We start from the raw sequence: 19238 nt of genomic DNA on the forward strand, positions 1-19238 counted from the left end.
TCTTGGGGAGGCAGCGCGGTCTTGGGGGTTCCCCCCATGAGCGACTGCCGTTGGTTTCCCCCACTCGCTATTGCATCAAGAAGGGATTGACGCTTCTTCCACTCCATACCGACCCAAGCCGAAAGCCAGTAGTTTGTATGTACTATTGAGTAGTGAATGCCTGATTGCTCCTGAAACTTAAGCAATTCGGTTAAAAACTCACCGCAGTATTCAAAAATCTCCTGTCGTGGCACAAATGCTTTTGGACCAGCAGTTAGGCGAATAGTACGACAACCTGGAGTATGTTCAACAATTGTGGCTTGGTTGGAACTGGAGAGGCGAGTAAACATATCGACCTGCCACCCCTGCTTAGCAAGAGCTTCACCCACTTGGCGCACATACACATTCTGTCCTCCAGCTTCTTCCTTACCGATTTCTATCGCTGGATCTCCGTGAACGGAGATCAGAGCAATGTGCTGTGTATTTTTCGTATTCATAGGCTTTTTTGATGTTGGAGCTTACAGAAGGTTTTCAGGTATGGGGAGTCTGACCTCTATCCGGCTAAACCCTCAGCGTCGAGCTTTTACACACTCACTTAACAAATTTTAACCTCTCAGGTGTGCCTAACACATCAGTGGATGGAAGTAAATAAATTTAAACAATTTATTTATATCAATGATAACTTAAGTCGGGCACTATATGGTATTACTAGCTTCTTGAGATGCTTCTGGGATTTCATACAGGTCTTTATAGCTGGCTGAATCTCCCTCACTTAAAAATAGTGGATCTCTGAGATATTGGGAGAGTCCGAGAGTCATCATAAATTTTCCTATTGCATTTTCCTATTGCAGTGGTGTAAGCGATTAGCCCGAAGGGCGTTGGCTAGCGAACGCTCATATTGCAGTGGTGTAAGCGATTAGCCCGAAGGGCGTTGGCTAGCGAACGCTCATAGTTTCTAATCATAAAATTTAAATTAGTAGCAGTTGACAACCTCAAAAATGTGCTATAATGGATAGACACCACCTTGGAGAGGTGGCTGAGTGGTCGAAAGCGGCAGATTGCTAATCTGTTGATAGGTTCAGGCCTATCCGAGGGTTCGAATCCCTCCCTCTCCGTTGAGTATCATCTGAGTATCATCAACTAACTCGCAAAATCTACTTTTGGCAAAAATAGAACTTTCCTTGCTTGGAAAAGCAGTGCTAGTTCGAGCTTTTTCAAAGCGGTGCGACCCCAAGCGTTGAAAAAGCGCTAGGGAACACGCACCAAGAGATATGGAAAATTTGATTAAATTTACCTAGCTCCTTTTAAATTACCTAGCTCCTTTTAAAAAGGAGGGATGAGATGCATCATCACTGTATCTTATCCCTCCTTTGCTTAGATCTGTCCCTTGTCTACCTATCAAAGTTAGAGAAGCTATAACCAATGCCAAAAGAAATTCCGAGATCTGTGGCACCATCAACAAAAATTCCACCAGTTAAAGCAGCATTGGCAACAAAATTGGGTCCAAATGGCCAATCAACACCACCAGTAACGATTAAACCGACATTGTCCTCATCACCTGTAGAAAAAGCCAAACCAGCACCAGCGAAAGCTGAGTAAGTAGGCGGCTCAAACGGTTCATCCTGGAAAATAAAGTTGTAAGTGGCTGGGATCACAAAGGTAGCATCATCATTGATTAGTATGCTAGGACGCACTGATAAGGTGGGGGATAAATCGTATTTGCCGTTAATCATAAAGCCACCTCGACCAATATTGGTGCCATCATCAGTAAAACCGATATGACCGCCAACTCCGATATAGTTTCCAACCCCGAGGCTCTTGCCAGTAGGGTCAATATTTCTTTGAGCTACAGGGGTGCCTACTTCATAGGAGGTTGGCTCTGACGTGGGAGAGCTAGCTGGATCTAGTTGTATTTGGAGAGCGGCCACAGATGTAGCTAAAGTCCCTGGTCTCGGTGGAGCTACCACAGGATTATTTAACTGTTGAGAAGGTTTTTGGGATTGCTCAGTGATCGGTTCTAGCTCTTGTTTGGGGAGATCAGCAGGATACTGGATAGTTTCTAAATTAGCTAATGGTACCTGCTTCTGTGTAACTGTATAGTCAGCAATTGGTGCAACTGAGCCATTGAATTGGGAGCGGTTGACCAATTCACTAGGAGACCCTACCGACTTAGTAGCACGAACCGCTGCTCCTATCCTGTCCAATTGCCCTAAACGGGAATTAGCTTGATTGTCAGTGATAGTGTTGAGATTCTCTGATGGCAGAGTAGTTGGTCTGAAGATATTTTCAGGAGTCTGTGTAGTTTCCGGATTAAATCGATTAGGGTCAACTGTGATGGTGGAAGCTGCTGCTAATTGCTCAGGTCTGACCGCTGCTGCTGTCTGGGTAAATTGCTTTACCGATGAATTATAGGTAGGTGTTTCAGCAGTAGCAGACAGCTGGTAACTGACCATCGTCAATACTGCCATACTCAGTTGCATCGAAAGGGTCTTAGGAAAATTACTCTTCACACTCACTCCTCAAAAACTACTTGGTCATTGGTTAGGGGTAACAAATTTAGCAGTTAGCCAAAAGCTAAAAGCTATATTTCTTGGTCAGTAACTTGTAGCTGCTAGCCATTGAGATCAGATAAGCTACTCAAGAACTTGAACCCAATCCTAGGATAGTCTACTCATCGGACCAACTTTACCAGATACAAAGAGCAGAATAACCTCATTTTGCCTTTTAGTTTTGCCCTGCGTAAACATCACTAACACAGGACTTAGCTATCTAAACCTTTGACACTCGCCGTCTTGAAAGAACGGCGATTCCCAGATCAACGAGCTGCCTTAAACCACCATGTCCTAATCTTTGACGCCGCCAAAAATTAGGCAGTACCATTACCAAATACCCGTCAAGACCAAGAATTCAGTTCAGTTCACAGTAGACCCAGCGGGCAATTCTCGCGATCGCGTTTGGCTACTTGTAGGGAAGTGCCTTAAAAAGTCCGTTTTCTTCCTTTTCACCTGGTTCCGGCGTGCCCCGCCGTACCGTTTTGTTTCTCAAAATGTGATTCTGCTAGGTTCACACGCCAACGGTTAATTGACGGTTGGGTTTTTAAGGAGGACTTTCCCTACCCTCCGAGCATTACTGCTTTCAGGTCAGTAAGTTACGGGTCTCTCTCCCGGCTCAGCCTGCGGTTTCTCAGCCTGTACTCATACCTTTAGTATACTATGGCGCTAGATAATAGTCAACACCAATTGCAAGATTTTTTCTAGGCGACTTTAGTCGCTATTCACTGACCATACACCCTCGCTTTGTGACGGGGCTTTCAGTGTTGGGTCTTCGAGTAAAATCTCTGTATAGCCCTATTTGCAAGGCAATAGGCATCCATGCATCCATGCAAAAGTTGACTAGAACAGCTTAGGTTCCCTTTGCCCATTAAGAATTAAATTCCCGTGGCGGCAGTCGCACCTTTCGAGTACCGTAACTCCCATAACAGATACGGAGGCGCTCGATCAGAGTAACTTGATCATGAGGCAGTCAGGGAAAGGTTGGTCAACGGGCAACGGTTGATTTCACTGCTGAATCTTCCTAGTTGTTCATCCTTCTAGAAAAGGATCATAATCTGAGTGTAAGTTCCGCCTTCCTATACTATGGTTTTGCTTGAGCAATTACGAGCCAATGATTTAGAATACTACTGTCGTGCTAATCTCAACCTCTATGATTCGCCCAACTGTAAGCGTTTGACAACACAAGCAGCTACAGGAAGGCACTTCCGGGTCAAGTCTGTCCCGCCTGTCGGTAATGCCTTAGAAGTACGTCTGTGCGAAGATAACTATTCTGGTTGGTTGCCTGTGTCGGATTTGGCTCTACTGGAGATAGCTAAGACTCCTTATCGCCCCATTTCTCTGTCTCCAGCTCAAATTCAAGCACGAATAAAAGCGGTAATTGGGTTTACTAAAGCAGCAATGGATCAAAATCCCTACTACCTTTGGGGGGGTACAGTAGGTCCCAACTATGACTGTTCAGGGCTGATGCAAGCAGCGTTTGCGGCATCGGGGATTTGGTTACCCAGAGATTCCTATCAGCAAGCAGCTTTCACCCAAACCATTAGAATGGAGCAACTACAACCAGGGGATTTGGTCTTTTTCGCTACCGGTCAAAAAGTTAACCATGTAGGATTGTATCTAGGTGATGGTGATTACATTCATAGTTCGGGTATTGATCATGGTCGAAATGGGATTGCAATTGACCAGCTTTCAGAACAAGGGGATGAGATAACACAGTATTATTACCGACAGCGCTACGGAGCTGGGCGAGTTGTGACAAGTTATCAGCCCTAGTCACCTAGCACAATTATCTAGCACAGTTATTTACCACCGTACTGCTCGAAGAGAACATACTAATCAGGCTTAGTATAAAGCTCTCAGCAGGGCTTCAGGGCAAAAGACTAAGAAATATTACCACAAAATGTCCTCACAATTTCCTTACAATTTCCTTTACTCAGAGAAATCTTCTGAGCTTTCTAAAATATTCTTGCTGATGATCTTGTGATTATACTGATTATTGAGGGAAGACTGTGGGTAGATGTATCCCTAGCTTATCTGTAGAATTTCTGACGGATCGAGCCCAGCAATGAACACCACTCAGTCTCACATAAAAAGTACTGAAACAATGGCAGAGGCAGAGTCCGCCCTAAAGATCTTGTTTTCTTTATCACTTGATCTATTATGCACCTTTGGTCAAAACGGATATTTTCAACAACTTAATCCGGGTTGGGAAAAGGTTCTAGGTTGGACTTGCTCCGAATTGCGATCGCGACCTTGGATTGAGTGGATTTATCCAGAAGATCGGGCATTTACTCTCAATGCCCTTCGTGATTGTGGTCAAGGAAAAGTAATCGAATACCGGAATAGATTATACCACAAAGATGGTAGCTTGCGTTGGCTCGCTTGGAGAATTTCACAGGATGAACAGGGTCTTCTCTATGCTGTTGCTAAAGATATCACTAGTACTCAACAGCTAGAATCGGGATTGGACTATGGTAACTCTACTGGCTCCTATAAAGGCAGTAAGGGCTTTGAAAATCTCAATCTAGATCAGCAAAACTTCAAAAGTGACTTTGCTCTATTAACGGAATGGCTTTATCGCTATAAAGCGGTTAGTCAAATTAGTGGTCATCTGCTCTACGAATGGAATACCCAGACCAATGAATTGATTTGGGGTCACAATCTTGAACAAGTATTGGGTTATTACCCAGGAGAACTCACCAAAACTGGGCAAGGGTGGGATGAATTAATTTATCCTGATGATTTAGAACGATACCAACACACCATTGAACGGGTGATTGTCACTAAAGAGCCTTTTGATATTGAGTATCGGATCCGTAAGAAGGATGGCACATACATCACCGTTCAGAACAAAGGACAGTTTTACCTAGATAGTTCAGGTAATCTCAATCGTCTGCTGGGGTTAATTGTTGACATCACGGAGCGCAAACAGGCAGAAGAGGCATTACGCCTAAGCGAAAAACGATTTCGCCTAGCAGTGGATAATTATCCCGGTACATTTATGATCTATGATGCCCAGCGGCGGCTTCAGTTTATAAATCAACAAGGGGTTAAGTTAACTGGAGTTGCTAATTCACCACTACTGGGTCACACTGACGAGGAAATCTATCCTCATGTATTTAAGGATATCTATGTGAAACTGCTACAAAAGGCTGTGGAAACCCGGATGCCACAAGTGGAAGAACTGACTTTGACTTTGCCAGAGGTTGGTGAACTCACTGTCCTCGCTACCTATATTCCCCTGCTAGATGAGCAAGAAAATATTTATCAAGTTATCGGGATTATCCAAGATACTACCCAGCGCAAGCAGGCAGAGGTAGAACTACGGCAAGCCTATCAGGAATTGAGACTAAATACAGAAGCCGCGTTAGACCAGAAAGAAGCAAAATTTCGACGGGTGTTTGATGAAGCACCTATTGGAATGTCACTATCAGATTTGGATTATCAGTTTATTCAGGTGAATCGGGCTTTTTATGAAATGCTAGGATACACCAAGTCTGAACTAATGGCTCTCAATGGTTTGGCAATTACTCATCCTGAAGACCTAGAACAAGCCAAGCCTTATATTAGGCAGGTCATACAAGGAGAAATTGATAGTTTTAAGTTAGAAATACGTTACCGTAAAAAGAATCAAGATACCCTCTGGGGCAATTTAACCATGATGGCTATGCGAAATCAAGTAGGAGAAATCCTGTGTATTTTGAGCATGGTTGAAGACATTACAGAACGCAAGCAGGCAGAGGAGGCGGTGCGACACAGTGAAGAACGATTTCGTGCCATCATCGAAGATCAAACTGAACTGATCTGTCGCTTGAAACTTGATGGCACCCTAACGTTTGTCAATGATGCTTACTGCCGCTATTTTGACAAAGACCGCTCTGAATTAGTAGGGAAAGTATTTTTGCCAAAAATGCCTCCGGAAGACGAAGACATTGTTACCCGGAACTTCCGTTCTCTTTCTGTAGAAAATCCGATCAACACTTACGAACACCGAGTTCTTCTCGACTCTGGAGAAATTCGCTGGCAGCAGTGGAGTGATCGAGCTATGTTTGATGAACATGGCCAGTTTATCGAATGCCAGGCGGTGGGAAGGGATATCACTGAACTCAAGCAAGCAGAAGCAGATATTCTTAATGCATTGGCTAAGGAAAAAGAGCTGGGTCAACTCCGCTCAGGTTTCGTTTCATTAGTTTCTCACGAGTTTCGCACGCCACTGACTACCATTCAATCTTCTGCTCAAATGCTGCAACGCTATCAGGAAAAATTGTCCCCTGAGAAAAAACTGAAGCACCATGACAAGATTCAGCATGCTGTGCTCCGGATGACTCAACTTTTGGATGATGTTCTAACGATTGGGAAAGCCGATGCCGGGAAACTCAAGTTTGAGCCAGAACCCATAGATTTAGTTGCTTTGTGTCAGGACATACTCGAAAATATCAAAATTAACCTGGGTTCTAAGCATAACGTGATGTTCATTAGTCATGGTAGCTGTCAAGATGCCCTAATCGATGAAAGACTGTTGAGTCATGTTGTTAACAATTTGCTCTTAAATGCGATTAAATATTCTCCAGAAGGAGGTACGATCAAATTTCAACTCAATTGCAATGATTCGACCGCAGTAATCCAGGTTCAAGATCAAGGGATCGGCATTCCTATAAAAGACCAAGAGAAACTATTTGAGTCCTTTGAAAGAGCAAGTAATGTTGGCAGTATCCCTGGGACTGGACTGGGTTTAGCAATTGTCAAAAAATGTTTAGACTTGCACGATGCTAAAATTGCTGTAAACAGTGAAGTTGGGGTGGGAACGACATTTACGGTTACCCTACCACTGCACTTTGCTACTAACCAAAATAATTAATAAGATCAAATCCGATTAATCACTTCTACAATGGTTGATTGCTTTTGGTTCATTGTTTATTGTTAATTATTAATTAGACTAGTTATTCCTAGCCTAATGAGGTGCATAGGATTTTATCCCTGTTTCCTGTTCCCTATCCCCTGTTGGGAGATCCGCTGTTCCCTAAAAACCGGAAATTTGTACCTCACCTAATTGAAGACCGCTATAATTGTTAATTATTGATAATTAATACATAATTGAAGTCTTCTGTATTCCTAATTCTCAGTTCGGTTGACAATCAACAATCAACAATGACCCCTCAGCTTTCTATCAAATTCTTGCAAGTTCAGGAAAGTACCAAGTCTACTGGTCCCACTCCCAGTTATCGCCTTGACAGCTATATTGCCCAACAAACAACTGACTTGTCTCGCTCTCGTATCCAGAAGCTGATTGAACAAGGCAACGTGCAAGTGAATGATCACGTGTGCATCTCAAAAAAAGCTAAAGTTCAGCTAGGCGATCGCATTGCTCTAACCATTCCTGACCCCAAACCTCTGGAATTACAAGCGGAAGTCATCCCCTTAGACATTCTTTATGAAGATGACGTTCTGATTATTATTAATAAACCGGCTGGTTTGGTAGTCCATCCAGCACCTGGTCATGAAAGTGGTACTCTTGTCAATGCCCTTTTAGCCCACTGCCCTAAACTGACAGGTATTGGTGGTGTTCAGCGTCCAGGCATTGTCCACCGCTTGGATAAGGATACAACTGGTGCAATTGCGATCGCAAAAACTGACCAGGCTCATGGACATTTACAAGCCCAACTCCAAGCCAAAACTGCTCAAAGACAATATTTAGGTGTAGTCTATGGTGCTCCTTCTGCTGAGTCTGGCACCATTAACCAACCAATTGGACGGCATCCTGTAGACCGCAAGAAAATGGCTGTCGTGCCAGTAGAAAAAGGGGGACGCCCAGCTCTTACCCATTGGCAAGTCCGAGAACGACTGGGCAACTATACCCTGATCCATTTCCAATTAGAAACTGGTCGCACCCACCAAATTCGTGTCCACAGTAGCTATATTGGTCATCCCATTGTTGGAGACCCCGTTTACAGCAGTGCTCGTTCTGTCGGTGTTAATCTACCGGGTCAAGCACTTCACGCTTGGCGACTACAACTACAGCATCCGGTTTGTGGGGAGTGGATTGAGTTTGTTGCCCCTCCCCCCCTAGCTTTGATCAAACTCTTAGAGGTGCTACGACTTCGCTTCAGCTAGTTCCTGTTGCGGAGATTCCTTAGCCCGATATGGCACTAAGGATTCGTAATCGATATTCAAAGCTGACACTCGTGGGATAGTGTTGCCTTGGGGAGACAGATCCCGTGCCATGCCCATATACAGAGATGGATCCCCTGCCTTCGCCTTCTTGTCTTGTGGCACGTAACTGCGCACCTGGGTCTGCCAAATGATTTGTGGGAAGCCCAGTACTGCACGGTAGTATTCGTTGTAACGTGGAGATTTGATGTTGAATGGTGTTTCACCCTGAGGCCGACCAGGAATCACTCGACGGCGTTGATAGGGGACGGTGTTGTACCCAAAATTCTCCATGTACTCTTCGCTGTCGAGGAGTTGATCGACGAAGCCTTGGATACCCTTTGTCGCAATTATAACTGCCCAGGCTAATTTTTCTCTTTCGCCATAGATATCACGTCCAAGCACCCGCTGCACACACTGCTCTACAACCCGATAGTTGCTGTTTTTGTCATAGAAGCTGGTCTTGAAGGTTTCAGAAAGCAACAACCCACGAATGAAGTCCCGCACTGTGATCTGACCGAAGCGGAGTTGGGACTCCAGGAACGGTTCACGATCCGAAGCAAAGGCATGGAAGAAAATCTGACGGTATCCTGCCTCAATTAGAGCATCCATGTCTCCGGGGGAGAGCAAGTTTTCAGTGGAATAAATTCTGGGTTGCTCTTCTCCTGGTATCTCATACCCATCTATGCGCGCATTCTGCGTCACAGGGGCGTAGCTTAATAAAGGAATAGCCACGTTTTAATCTCCGTATTCTTAGAAAATCTTACAAACCTTAATCAAATATATAATGAATCCTGTGTCAGTCTATAAAAAAATTATGTTTTAATCGATATCTTAATCTTTCAATCGACTAGTGATAGTTGGGACAGCAGTCAATCGTCAATCGTCAATAGTTATGGGTTAATCAACTAACTCTCTTCTTGCTTTTGTGATTAATCTATGTAAGATACTCTGAGTCTTCCCCTTTAACTTAATCACCTTAATCACTAATAGATTATTAATTTTGATTAAGTACAATGTTAATCAAAGTAATAATTTTTAATATTTATTAAAGCTCTAAGGAATTAGACAATAGCCTATCGCTCAAGTGCATCCATACCCCATCCAAAAAGACAGTGGATTAGTCTTGGATGGACACTCAGGCCAATCCCGTAAGTAAGTTTCGAGATCTAACTGCCAGCGTGGGGGTTTTAATCCCAGACCCAAACAGAGATGGGAAATGACGTCAAAAAAACGCTGATCGTGACCAGGGGCACCTAAATGAGCATGGGCATATTCATGGACGACAATACTCAACCAATCAGACCGTGCAATGCGTCCGACATCAATTAATATCACCGCCGGAGTGGCTAAGATGTTGCAAAAGCCATCAATACCAAACTTTTCCCCTAAAGGGCTTGCCAAAATCCGCATTGGGCGGCATAGGGAATCATGATAGCAGCTATGACAGGCGTCTAAGCAAGTCTGGAGTTCACCATTAATGGCATCAATGTGATTGCCAATCCAGGTATAAATGCGATCGCGTTCTTTAACATTATCAGTGATCTCTACCATACTTGGGTCTAAAGCCAGCTGACCCACAGCATTGAGATACTGATAGCCTCGGATTAACGGATCATCACTGATGGTGGAATCACCAGCCCAAGATTGAATAATACTCTTCCGGTGCCAAGACATTTTGTTGTTGTTGAGATGTCACCCCAATACTAGTCCCAATATTAGCGCCAGTATTAGACCCATTATCTAGATTAGAGTCAATCCTGGTTTCGATACAAAATGATGCGCTGCTAAATCCACCAAAACGTTTCACTATACTTGTACGCATCCGCCGAGATGGAGTGATAAACGAGAAACGCTCATGAGCACTCATGGTTTCATATTCAGTAATCAGCACTAGCCCATCTTGAGCATCCATCTGATAAAGACCAGCTACTGGCATGGTTTCCGCGTAACCTTTTTCCCGCAATAACTTACCTTTTCTAGGAGAGTCAGCATCTGGAACCAGCACCATCACCGTCGAGTCTTTGTGACCGTCATCACTCTGATCCCAAGCCATTGTACCCTGCCAACTGACCAAAGCTCCACCTGCTGCCAAACTCGGGTTAATCTTATGAAGCTCACACAGCTCAATAACTTGGGGATGATCAGCCTCTAAGGTGGCTACATTGATATCCAACTCTCCCTTCTCTGCTTGTCGGAAGGCTAGGTGGTGGGTCGTGCGTTGCGATCGCCAGTTGCCAGCACTGAGCTGGAAAAATTCCATGGCATCAATAATTGGATCCATATTATGGTATTTGATTTACCGAGTTTTTATTTAAATTTTACTTAAGCTTGAATTTTTGCATATTCCTGAGATTTTTCCAAACAAGGGATCCATGCCCAAGCCATCAGTATTTCCACTGCTACGCTACATATATTCATTTTATACCGGTTGTGCCACTATATAGCTGGGTTTTGCCTCAGGTTTTGCGTAATTATGATGTCCGAATAATTACTCTTAATCAAAACTTTCCCTCTCCCCATCAATTCCCCATCAATATTTATTTATGATCGGTATTCAAAGAGCTAAGTCCGTCAGACATACAGGCACAAGGGCAAATCATAGCTTTACGGATTTTTGTTACAGATTGTATCTTTGATTACTTATTGCTTGACAGAATCGACGTTATTCTATAGGTATGCTAGATTGGTTAACAACGGCCAAAAAAAAGAGCAGTCGGAACATTCGTCCGCCTGCCCTAATCAACGTATGTAAGCTTAGGAGTAAACCTATGGAAACGCCTGGAAAGCTAAGTTTGGAGCAACAGTTCCAGATGAAAATCTACCAAGACCAAGTCAAGCTTTTGAGCCAGGAGGAGGCTCAGTCCTATCTCTTGGAAGTTTTGCGTCAAATGATGGTTAAGGAGAATCTATTCCGCCATCTACTCAAAAACGCTTAACTCTTAATTAGCTGCGAAGGTTTCACTTTGCTTGACTTGTTTTAAGGGGTGCCTCAGTCGTACCCACATTGGAAGAATCTCCACTGGCATGGGAACGCCTATAATCTAAACCTTCGCTGCTGATACCAAACTGCTAATAGCCATCGTAGCGCTTCAGCCTTTGCTGGGCTACTACCATATGATAGTATATTTTCTAAATTTCGACTTAAGTAGGAACACTGATATAGTTAGGAAATTAGATAGTCAAGGAATACTTACCAAGAACCCTTGGCTGTTAACGGCTTGAGTTAACAATCTTGAATTAACAATCTTGAATATAGACTAGGAACTAGCTCCCATAGTGCTCACCTTACGCTTCCTCCGAATTGTAGCACACATGATAGGATTAGGGGTGCTCGATTTTTACCTTCCTTGCGATTATCCTTCGTTTCAGGCCAATCAGCACTTAGGCAAAATTGGGCAACCAACCCACTGAGCTAGTAAAGATAAAGATTTAGCTAGATGTAGGGTGGGCAGTGGCTCCGAGCGATACATCAAGCTGTTGATAGCCAAGCTATCCACTGCCTCGCACTTAAGTCCTCAAAAGTCCTTACAAAATGGGATATAACGGTATAAGACAGACATAGACATTTTACTAGCGCTAGATTATACTTGAAGTATAGGACACAGCCAGTTAACGATGCCATTGAAAGTAGACACAACAAAAAAGATATCGACTCAGGTCGTCCCCGTGGTGGGAATGACCAAGTCGGTTGAATTGGAGTTGTTGTCTACGATGAAGAAACTAGGCGTCGTCAGGTCTGAGTCTTACAACAAGCTGGGCAGCATCAGTTATTGGGGGCTGGACTGGAAAAAAGCTTATCCAGAAGTCAGGGGTTTCAGGAAACCTGGGTCCTTGGGGTTACCTTCCAAATTGATGGAGTGGACTGTCAGTGATGTAGCTAAAGCTATCACGGCGAGCCAGGCTGCCTGTACCGATGCAGTTATAAAAAGGGTCTACAAAAGGTTTTCTGGGAAGAAAAACCAGAAGGTCAGAAAGGAACTTTGTAAACAGCTCAAGACTTTAGCCTTCTTAGATAATCCACTACTGCACAGACTTGTCAGGAAAGAGTTTCAACGAGGACGTTCCTGGAGCAAAAATCAGATAGTTTACCAACCAGGAGGATACAGATGTAAACGACTATCTCGCCATACTTATCAGCTAGAATTGGCTGGCCTAAGGAGAGGAAAAAGGAACAGGGTAATTGTCAGGTCTAATCGAAAAATCAAAGGACAAATTAGACTAATCTACAATCAACTCCTGCAAAGGTTTGAAGTTCACTTTTTAGTCGATCATGGCACCGTAGAGATTCCCTCTTCCCGCCGGGCTATAGGAGTGGACAAAGGATACACTGAGGCTTTCTATGATTCAGATGGTCAGGCGTACGGGAAAGACTTGGGTAAACTAGCAACCAAGAAATCCGTTCGCGTAGCGTGGCCTTTTGGCCATCGCATATGTGCAAAGAACCGCAATAGAGGAAAGCTGTGGGCAATACATAGAAAACTAGAAAAAATAGATCCAGCCAAGTCGGCTCGGATACTTGAAAACAATTTAAGCAGAAAAACAGAAAATCGCCGATTGAGAAAAAACCAATCAGAATTGAAGTCGATTATAGGAGCGGCTTCTAAATCTCTTTTTAAAGGAGAATCATTAAAAGTATTTGCTGTTCGCGAAGCGTGGCCTACGGCCTTGGATTTGACACAGCCGATTAGAAATAAACGTCAGTCCAAGGCCATGTCCCGCAAGCTTAATAGCTGGATGAAGGGAGAAATGCGGGACTCCTTGCAGAAATGGGCTAATTGGACTGGGTCGGTTGTAACAGAAGTCCAGCCGAGCTACACGTCGCAAGCTGACTCCGTAACTGGAACCCTATTAGGGAACAGGAGCGGGGACAGTTTTACCAGATTTGATGGGGTCGTGTTGCAGGCTGACCACAATGCTGCCAAAAACATCCTTGCTCGGGGTACAGACAAGGAAATTTCCCGGTATATGAATAAAACCGAGGTTCAAGCAGTGTTGTTGCGCCGTACCGCGCGTTTCTTGAGAAGTATGGGACTGAGTTTGGCTGATGCGGTTGAGCTTGGATGGCTTGACTTTAACCATAGCAAAACTCGGGCTTTCAAGGAACTCCTTGCCGGGATGCAAGGAGCGCCCAGATAGATGAGTGGGAGGCTTAACTCCAATTGCTGCATGACCACTCCTCACTCGGGCAACAATAGAATGCACCTTGACCGTTTTATCCGGTTTTATCCAGATTTATGACGGTTTCAGAGTATCCCCACCACAGGATTAAGCCCTAGGAAGCATTAGTAATTCTCTTGAGATCCTCGCAAGAAGGGGATTTGAACGAAGAGTTAGCCCAGGTATCGGGGGTGGTAGGGAAAGCGGTCAGAATAACAGTACCATCAGGGCCAATCAGCCAACCCTGAGCTTCCACAATCCGCCGCCTTGGGCGCTTGGGAGCCAACTCTTCACCAGTAGCGCGAGTTCGTTGACTCTGATAATTTGTTGTGGCCGAGTTATCTAAGGTTACCCAATCTGCTATAACGGTCTGGCGGATGATCGGGTCAAGGGGACTCGGAGGCAAGCCACCCCGTCCAGTAATAATGAATTCATCCCCTTTGGAATCATCCGATGCCACTTTGACATTGTCACCACACCTAGCCGCAATCAGTTTAGAGGCGTCAACTACAGTAGTCGGGAGTTCTACTAAACCTTGAGATGGATTAAAATCAAGGATGTTGATTGTTATGTTACCGTCTACACCACGCTCAGAACTGGCGGTGATATCACTCAAGTTGGTTGGTTGATCAGGAAAGTTGAACCCAAAGATGCCTCGACCGTTAAGTGTAATATTACCGCCCATGCCATCAAAGGCATTAGCGGTTATGTCGCTATTTTCTTCCAGGACGGCAAGAATGAAATCAGCAGTAATGATGATTTCCCCACCATTTCCCCCTTGCTCTTCGGTACCGGCGGTGGTGGTAATTTGACTACTGTTGCGCAAGAGTAATAAATCCTGTAGGGTGAGAGTAATATTGCCACCATCTCCGCTAACGGTTTCAGTAGAGATATTACTGTTTTCAAGGGAGATAGAGTCAGCCTCTACCAAGATGTCACTAGCATCTCCTTGGCCAAAACTACTAGCCGTCACTTGAGCCTTATTGGTTAAAGACAGCGAGCTTCCCCGAATGATGATGTTAGGGTCTTGGTCTTCTTGAGACTTTAGAACTGCTGTTTCCTCTAAAGCTGTAGTAATTCTGCTGTCTGAGAGGGAAATGGAGTTGGCCTTGATTTTGATTGTTCCTATTTTGCCACTAGTGTTGGTAGTACTTTCAATCTTACTCTTGTTTTCTAGGGAGATGGAGTCAGCATTAATTGTTATTATTCCGGCATTGCCAGTACTTTTCCCTTGAGTGTTGGTACCAATACCACTGTCTCCTTTGAGCACAAGTGAGTCAGCATTAATTGTGATGTTTCCAGCATCTCCAGTGCTATGGCCTTGAGTATTACTGCCAAGACCAGCGTCCTTGCCTTCAAACAATAGATAACCGGCTGTGATTGTGATCTCTCCAGCATCGCCAGTACTGTTCCCTGTAGTGTTGGTACCAAGACCACTGTTTCCTTTGAACTCAACTGAGTCAGCAGTAATGGTTATTTTTCCAGCATCCCCACTGCTATGGCCTTTAGTATCGCTGCCAAAACCAGTACGCAACTCATCCTTGTCAGTACCAGTGCCCTTGTCGTCAAACAATACAGAACCGGCTGTGATTGTGATCTCTCCAGCGTTGCCAGTACTGTGATCTGCAGTGTTGGTACCAAGACCACTGTTTCCTTTGAACTCAACTGAGTCAGCAATAATGGTTATTTTTCCAGCATTCCCACTGCTATGGCCTTTAGTATCGCTGCCAGTACCACTGCCCTGGTCTTCAAACAATACAGAACCGGCTGTGATTGTGATCTCTCCAGCGTTGCCAGTACTATAACCTTGAGTGTTGGTACCAATACCACTACCTCGTCTCATCACAACTGAGTCAGCAGTAATGGTGATTTTTCCACCATTCCCACTGCTATGGCCTTCAGTATCGCTTCCAATACCACTGCCCTGGTCTTCAAACAATACAGAACCGGCTGTGATTGTGATCTCTCCACCATTGCCAGTACTATTCCCTTTAGTGCTGCTACCAAGACCACTGCCTCCTCTGAACACAACGGAGTCAGCAACAGTAATAGTGATGTTTCCACCATTCCCACTGCTATGGCCTCTAGTATTGCTATCAAGACGACTGTTGTTTTTCAACAATAGAGAAGCGGCGGTGATGGTTATCTCTCCAGCATTGCGCTGGCCTTCGGTATCGCTATTGATTTTTAGATCTTGCAATGCGATCGCACCAGCCGCAGTAATGGTGACTGCTCCTCCGCCGGTATCAATTCCCTCCCCACCAATCAACTCCACATCACCACTACCGGAGTTATCACTATCCGCTTCCAGGAATAGATTGAGCAAACCACTGCTGGCTTTGATATCAACATTTTTGAGACTAATATCATTGGCCGCTTGCAAACTTAGAGTGACTTCCCCTTCTGTAGTTTTGGTAATGTCAAAACCATCTGCAGTGATATTTCCTTCCTGATTGCCTGTGGTTCCAGCAGTGATAGTGACATTGCTGCCACCATTGAGTTGAGCTTCAAACAAGCCAACTTGATCGCCTAATACCGTTACTTTGCCGCCGGTTTCTCCTGGAGATAAATTGGCAGCGCTTAGGTCACCAGAGATAATCACTGTTCCTGGAGTAAGTGGCACTACAGTACCGGAATCGGTAAGTATTACCTGACCGTCACTGGAAACTGTTAGGCCGGTTTCATGGTTCAAACTACTCAAAAATTCTGTGACAGAGGCCGGATCGGATGGTGTTAATGGCACCGTTGGGGTCGATACTGTCAAAATCTGTCCAGCTTGCCCCAACTGCACTAAGGTTTCACGAGGAACCGCTACTAGATTAATCTCACCCCCTGGTGCTAGGATATCCCCAGTGCTAATCACACTCCCACCGACTAAAGTGACATTCTGTCCCTCTCCCACAGCTAAGTTGCCAGCATTTACGATCGGCTGAGGCGGATTCTGGCCATACTGCAATCCGGGAGTAATGTTAATGGTTAAAAGGGGCGGCTCTTCGGGATTGGTAGCACTAAACTCGGTGCCATTGCCAAAGACTATACTATTAGCGGTACTTCCGACAAAGGAACCGGCTACATCTAATTGGGAATTGGCTCCGAAAACAATACCATTAGGATTGAGCAAAAACAAGTTGGCGGCACCATCTACTCCCAGGGTGCCGAAGATCTTGGAGATGTTACTACCGGTTACCCGGCTCAGAATATTATTGATGCCAGCGGGATTGGCAAAGTAAACCCGCTGCAAGTCCCCAACATTAAAATCAGAAAAGCTATGGAATAGGTTATCCCCTCTGGTTGCTCCACCTTCAATTAAGTCAGCGGGAAGTCCTTTAACCTCTACATTTGGTTTAACTAGAGTTTGATTATCCCCCAAGGTATTATCCGGAACAATCTGAGCCAGAGCGGGATTTACTGAATGAGTAATCCCATAGTATCCACTCAGACTTATAGCACCACAAATTACTAGCGATCGCACTATTTTCATCAGACTTAGCCTCCTATACTTAACCTTGGGAGTAATCTAAGAAAATATGCTCCGAATTGAATTATTTTGATCAGATAATGAACTTTTAATGACTTAATTATTATTGCGCCGCCATAGCTCTAGCGCGATTAGTTTCAATCATTTGCTCTAGCATTTCCCTAGAAACACAACGGCGTTCAGAGCAATAGGTCATGAGATTGACGCCATTCATCATGCGCACAGTGCTGACTCGGACACGAAAATCATCGGTGACAAACCAACAACGTTCTTGACCCTGATTATTCTGGTAATTGGTATTAATGGTGAGGATGCCGTCTTTGCCAAACCAATACCGACTCACTACCGGAATACTTTCTACATAACCCTGGTCTCGAATCAATTTGCCACTAAGCTTAGTTTCATCATCTGGAACATCAATCAGAATTGCCGCATATTTGGAATTTGGTTCCCGGTCATCCAAATTGATTTGCCACATAAAGCTCGCTCCCCCCATCGCCTGGCTTGGATCAATCTTTTGGAGGTCACACACGGTTTGGACTTTAGGGTTATCTTTTTCGATGACTTGAACAATCAGATTGGATTCTCCGGATTCATCGGCAGCGTTATCAAAGTGATGAACTGTGCGTTGAGTAAACCACTTGCCCTCGCTTTTACGAAAGAAGTCCATCATGGTCATGGGTGGCTTGAGTCGCATTTTTGCTTAAACCTCCAGATAGTGGTATACGGATAGAGATGGTTAATCTATATAGTCTAGGCTAGGGTACTATCATTTGGTGTCTCTAGCCTACTCCCTACCCTGGTGGTAATGGTTTTTAACATCCTGTGTTTCCAGCACAACGGTAGACTAACCTTGGCAGTTCCAGGTAGAGTTCAGTAATTACGATGAGTCAAACTCGGTTAAGCGATCGCACTAATAACCAAGCTATGGATATCTTAAAACGGTTCCAAGCCGGAGACTATATCTCTGATGCTAATCTTGAGGGCATCGATTGGAGTCAGAGAGACTTGTACCAGGTTAACCTCAGTGGTGCTAACCTACAGAAAGCTAATTTGAGCCAAGCTACTCTGACTGGGGCTAATCTTAGTCAGGCAATTTTGCGGGAAGCGAATCTGAGGGGAGCTGATCTCAGGGGAGCTGATCTCACTGGCGCTGACCTGACTGGCGCTGATTTGCAAGGGGCTTATTTAAACCGGGCAGATTTAAGGAAAGCTAATTTGACCATGGCTAACTTAAATGAAAGCAATCTACAAGTAGCCCTGTATGACCGGGAAACCAATTGGCCAGAAGGATTTCGCTACAAAAGTTCTGGTGCTGTTGGGCCTGGTGCTAATCTCAATGGTGCTTTTCTCAATACTGCTAATCTCAGGGGAGTTGACTTGCAAGGGATTAGAGTAATAGGAGGTTATCTCAGCGGAGCGGATTTAACTGGTGCTAATTTGCAGGATGCTGCTTTGAGTGGATCCAACTTACGGAAGGCTTTCCTGACCGGGGCTTGCTTGCGCAATGCCCGTATGAGTGGAGTGGAGCTGGAGGGAGCGGATTTGCGAGGGGCAGACCTGACTGGAGCAGATTTAAACCATGTACAAAATATTGCTGGCGCTGACTTTACCATGGCTCAAGGCATCAGTGAAGCTACTCGTTCGATGCTTTTGAATCAACCATATAAGGAACTCGATACCTGGAATCCCTATACTCGAAGCAATACTCGGGAAAGTTTAGGAGCCAGTCATCCTAGTTGAAGGTTGTTCGCGTAGCGTGGCCTATTGGCCAAGGTTGAAAGGTTGAAAGGTTGAAAGGTTGAAGGTTGAAAGGTTGAAGGTTGAAAGGTTGAAAGGTTGGTTGAAGGTTAAACCGTTCAAAGCCGTAACCTGTAACCTGTAACCTGTAACCTGTAACCTGTAACCTGTAACCTGTAACC

General features: G+C 44.6%; 15 protein-coding genes and 1 tRNA gene. 7 read left to right on the forward strand and 9 right to left on the reverse strand.

Annotated elements, in window-relative coordinates:
• A partial coding sequence (locus AC4II3_RS21350; RefSeq protein WP_488010716.1) for a glycosyltransferase occupies window positions 1-476 on the reverse strand: 476 nt, incomplete at its 3' end.
• 198 nt (window positions 477-674) lie between these two features.
• Window positions 675-800, reverse strand: a complete 126-nt coding sequence (locus AC4II3_RS21355) for a hypothetical protein (protein ID WP_488010715.1) — start codon at window positions 798-800, stop codon at window positions 675-677.
• A gap of 205 nt (window positions 801-1005) precedes the next feature.
• Between AC4II3_RS21355 and AC4II3_RS21360 the strand changes: the two genes are divergently transcribed.
• Window positions 1006-1094, forward strand: a tRNA-Ser gene (locus AC4II3_RS21360).
• 276 nt (window positions 1095-1370) lie between these two features.
• Here the strand turns inward: AC4II3_RS21360 and AC4II3_RS21365 are convergent.
• Window positions 1371-2489: a hypothetical protein gene (locus AC4II3_RS21365; protein WP_488010713.1), complete on the reverse strand. Its 1119-nt coding sequence runs from the start codon at window positions 2487-2489 to the stop codon at window positions 1371-1373.
• A 1125-nt stretch (window positions 2490-3614) separates the two neighbouring features.
• On the opposite strand from AC4II3_RS21365, the gene AC4II3_RS21370 reads away from it, so the two are divergent.
• From AC4II3_RS21370 to AC4II3_RS21380, 3 genes are all read left to right on the forward strand, one after another.
• A complete protein-coding gene (locus tag AC4II3_RS21370; RefSeq protein WP_488010711.1) occupies window positions 3615-4304 on the forward strand; it encodes a C40 family peptidase in 690 nt (229 codons plus the stop codon).
• 292 nt (window positions 4305-4596) lie between these two features.
• Window positions 4597-7389 carry a PAS domain-containing protein gene (locus tag AC4II3_RS21375; protein ID WP_488010709.1) on the forward strand — a complete coding sequence of 931 codons (2793 nt, stop codon included), beginning with the start codon at window positions 4597-4599 and terminating at the stop codon, window positions 7387-7389.
• Between the two features lie 290 nt (window positions 7390-7679).
• Window positions 7680-8642, forward strand: coding sequence for an RluA family pseudouridine synthase (locus AC4II3_RS21380; protein ID WP_488010707.1), 963 nt, complete (start codon window positions 7680-7682; stop codon window positions 8640-8642).
• Here the strand turns inward: AC4II3_RS21380 and AC4II3_RS21385 are convergent.
• The 3 genes from AC4II3_RS21385 to AC4II3_RS21395 form a co-directional block, all read right to left on the reverse strand.
• Entirely contained in the window at window positions 8622-9413 is a 792-nt protein-coding gene (locus AC4II3_RS21385) for a phycobilisome rod-core linker polypeptide (RefSeq protein WP_488010705.1), read from the reverse strand. The genes AC4II3_RS21380 and AC4II3_RS21385 overlap by 21 nt on opposite strands.
• Before the next feature lie 348 nt (window positions 9414-9761).
• Window positions 9762-10355: a hypothetical protein gene (locus AC4II3_RS21390; protein ID WP_488010703.1), complete on the reverse strand. Its 594-nt coding sequence runs from the start codon at window positions 10353-10355 to the stop codon at window positions 9762-9764.
• Window positions 10312-10962 carry a phycobiliprotein lyase gene (locus AC4II3_RS21395; RefSeq protein ID WP_488010701.1) on the reverse strand — a complete coding sequence of 217 codons (651 nt, stop codon included), beginning with the start codon at window positions 10960-10962 and terminating at the stop codon, window positions 10312-10314. The genes AC4II3_RS21390 and AC4II3_RS21395 overlap by 44 nt, the downstream gene beginning before the upstream one ends.
• Window positions 10963-11449: 487 nt before the next feature.
• Here AC4II3_RS21395 and AC4II3_RS21400 point away from each other — a divergent pair, with 487 nt between their 5' ends.
• Window positions 11450-11617 carry an NblA/ycf18 family protein gene (locus AC4II3_RS21400; RefSeq protein ID WP_008183188.1) on the forward strand — a complete coding sequence of 56 codons (168 nt, stop codon included), beginning with the start codon at window positions 11450-11452 and terminating at the stop codon, window positions 11615-11617.
• A 679-nt stretch (window positions 11618-12296) separates the two neighbouring features.
• A complete protein-coding gene (locus AC4II3_RS21405; RefSeq protein ID WP_488010699.1) occupies window positions 12297-13817 on the forward strand; it encodes a zinc ribbon domain-containing protein in 1521 nt (506 codons plus the stop codon).
• A 136-nt stretch (window positions 13818-13953) separates the two neighbouring features.
• On the opposite strand, the gene AC4II3_RS21410 is transcribed toward AC4II3_RS21405, so the two are convergent.
• Both AC4II3_RS21410 and AC4II3_RS21415 read right to left on the reverse strand, forming a co-directional pair.
• Window positions 13954-17319, reverse strand: coding sequence for a two-partner secretion domain-containing protein (locus AC4II3_RS21410; RefSeq protein WP_488010697.1), 3366 nt, complete (start codon window positions 17317-17319; stop codon window positions 13954-13956).
• 100 nt (window positions 17320-17419) lie between these two features.
• Complete coding sequence (locus AC4II3_RS21415) at window positions 17420-18013, reverse strand: phycobiliprotein lyase (protein ID WP_488010696.1); 594 nt, start codon at window positions 18011-18013, stop codon at window positions 17420-17422.
• 188 nt (window positions 18014-18201) lie between these two features.
• On the opposite strand from AC4II3_RS21415, the gene AC4II3_RS21420 reads away from it, so the two are divergent.
• Complete coding sequence (locus AC4II3_RS21420; RefSeq protein ID WP_488010694.1) at window positions 18202-19059, forward strand: pentapeptide repeat-containing protein; 858 nt, start codon at window positions 18202-18204, stop codon at window positions 19057-19059.
• On the opposite strand, the gene AC4II3_RS21425 is transcribed toward AC4II3_RS21420, so the two are convergent.
• The coding region (locus AC4II3_RS21425; protein WP_488010692.1) for a hypothetical protein at window positions 19052-19238 on the reverse strand (187 nt) is incomplete at its 5' end. The genes AC4II3_RS21420 and AC4II3_RS21425 overlap by 8 nt on opposite strands.

The sequence above is a fragment of the Moorena sp. genome (assembly GCF_982860115.1).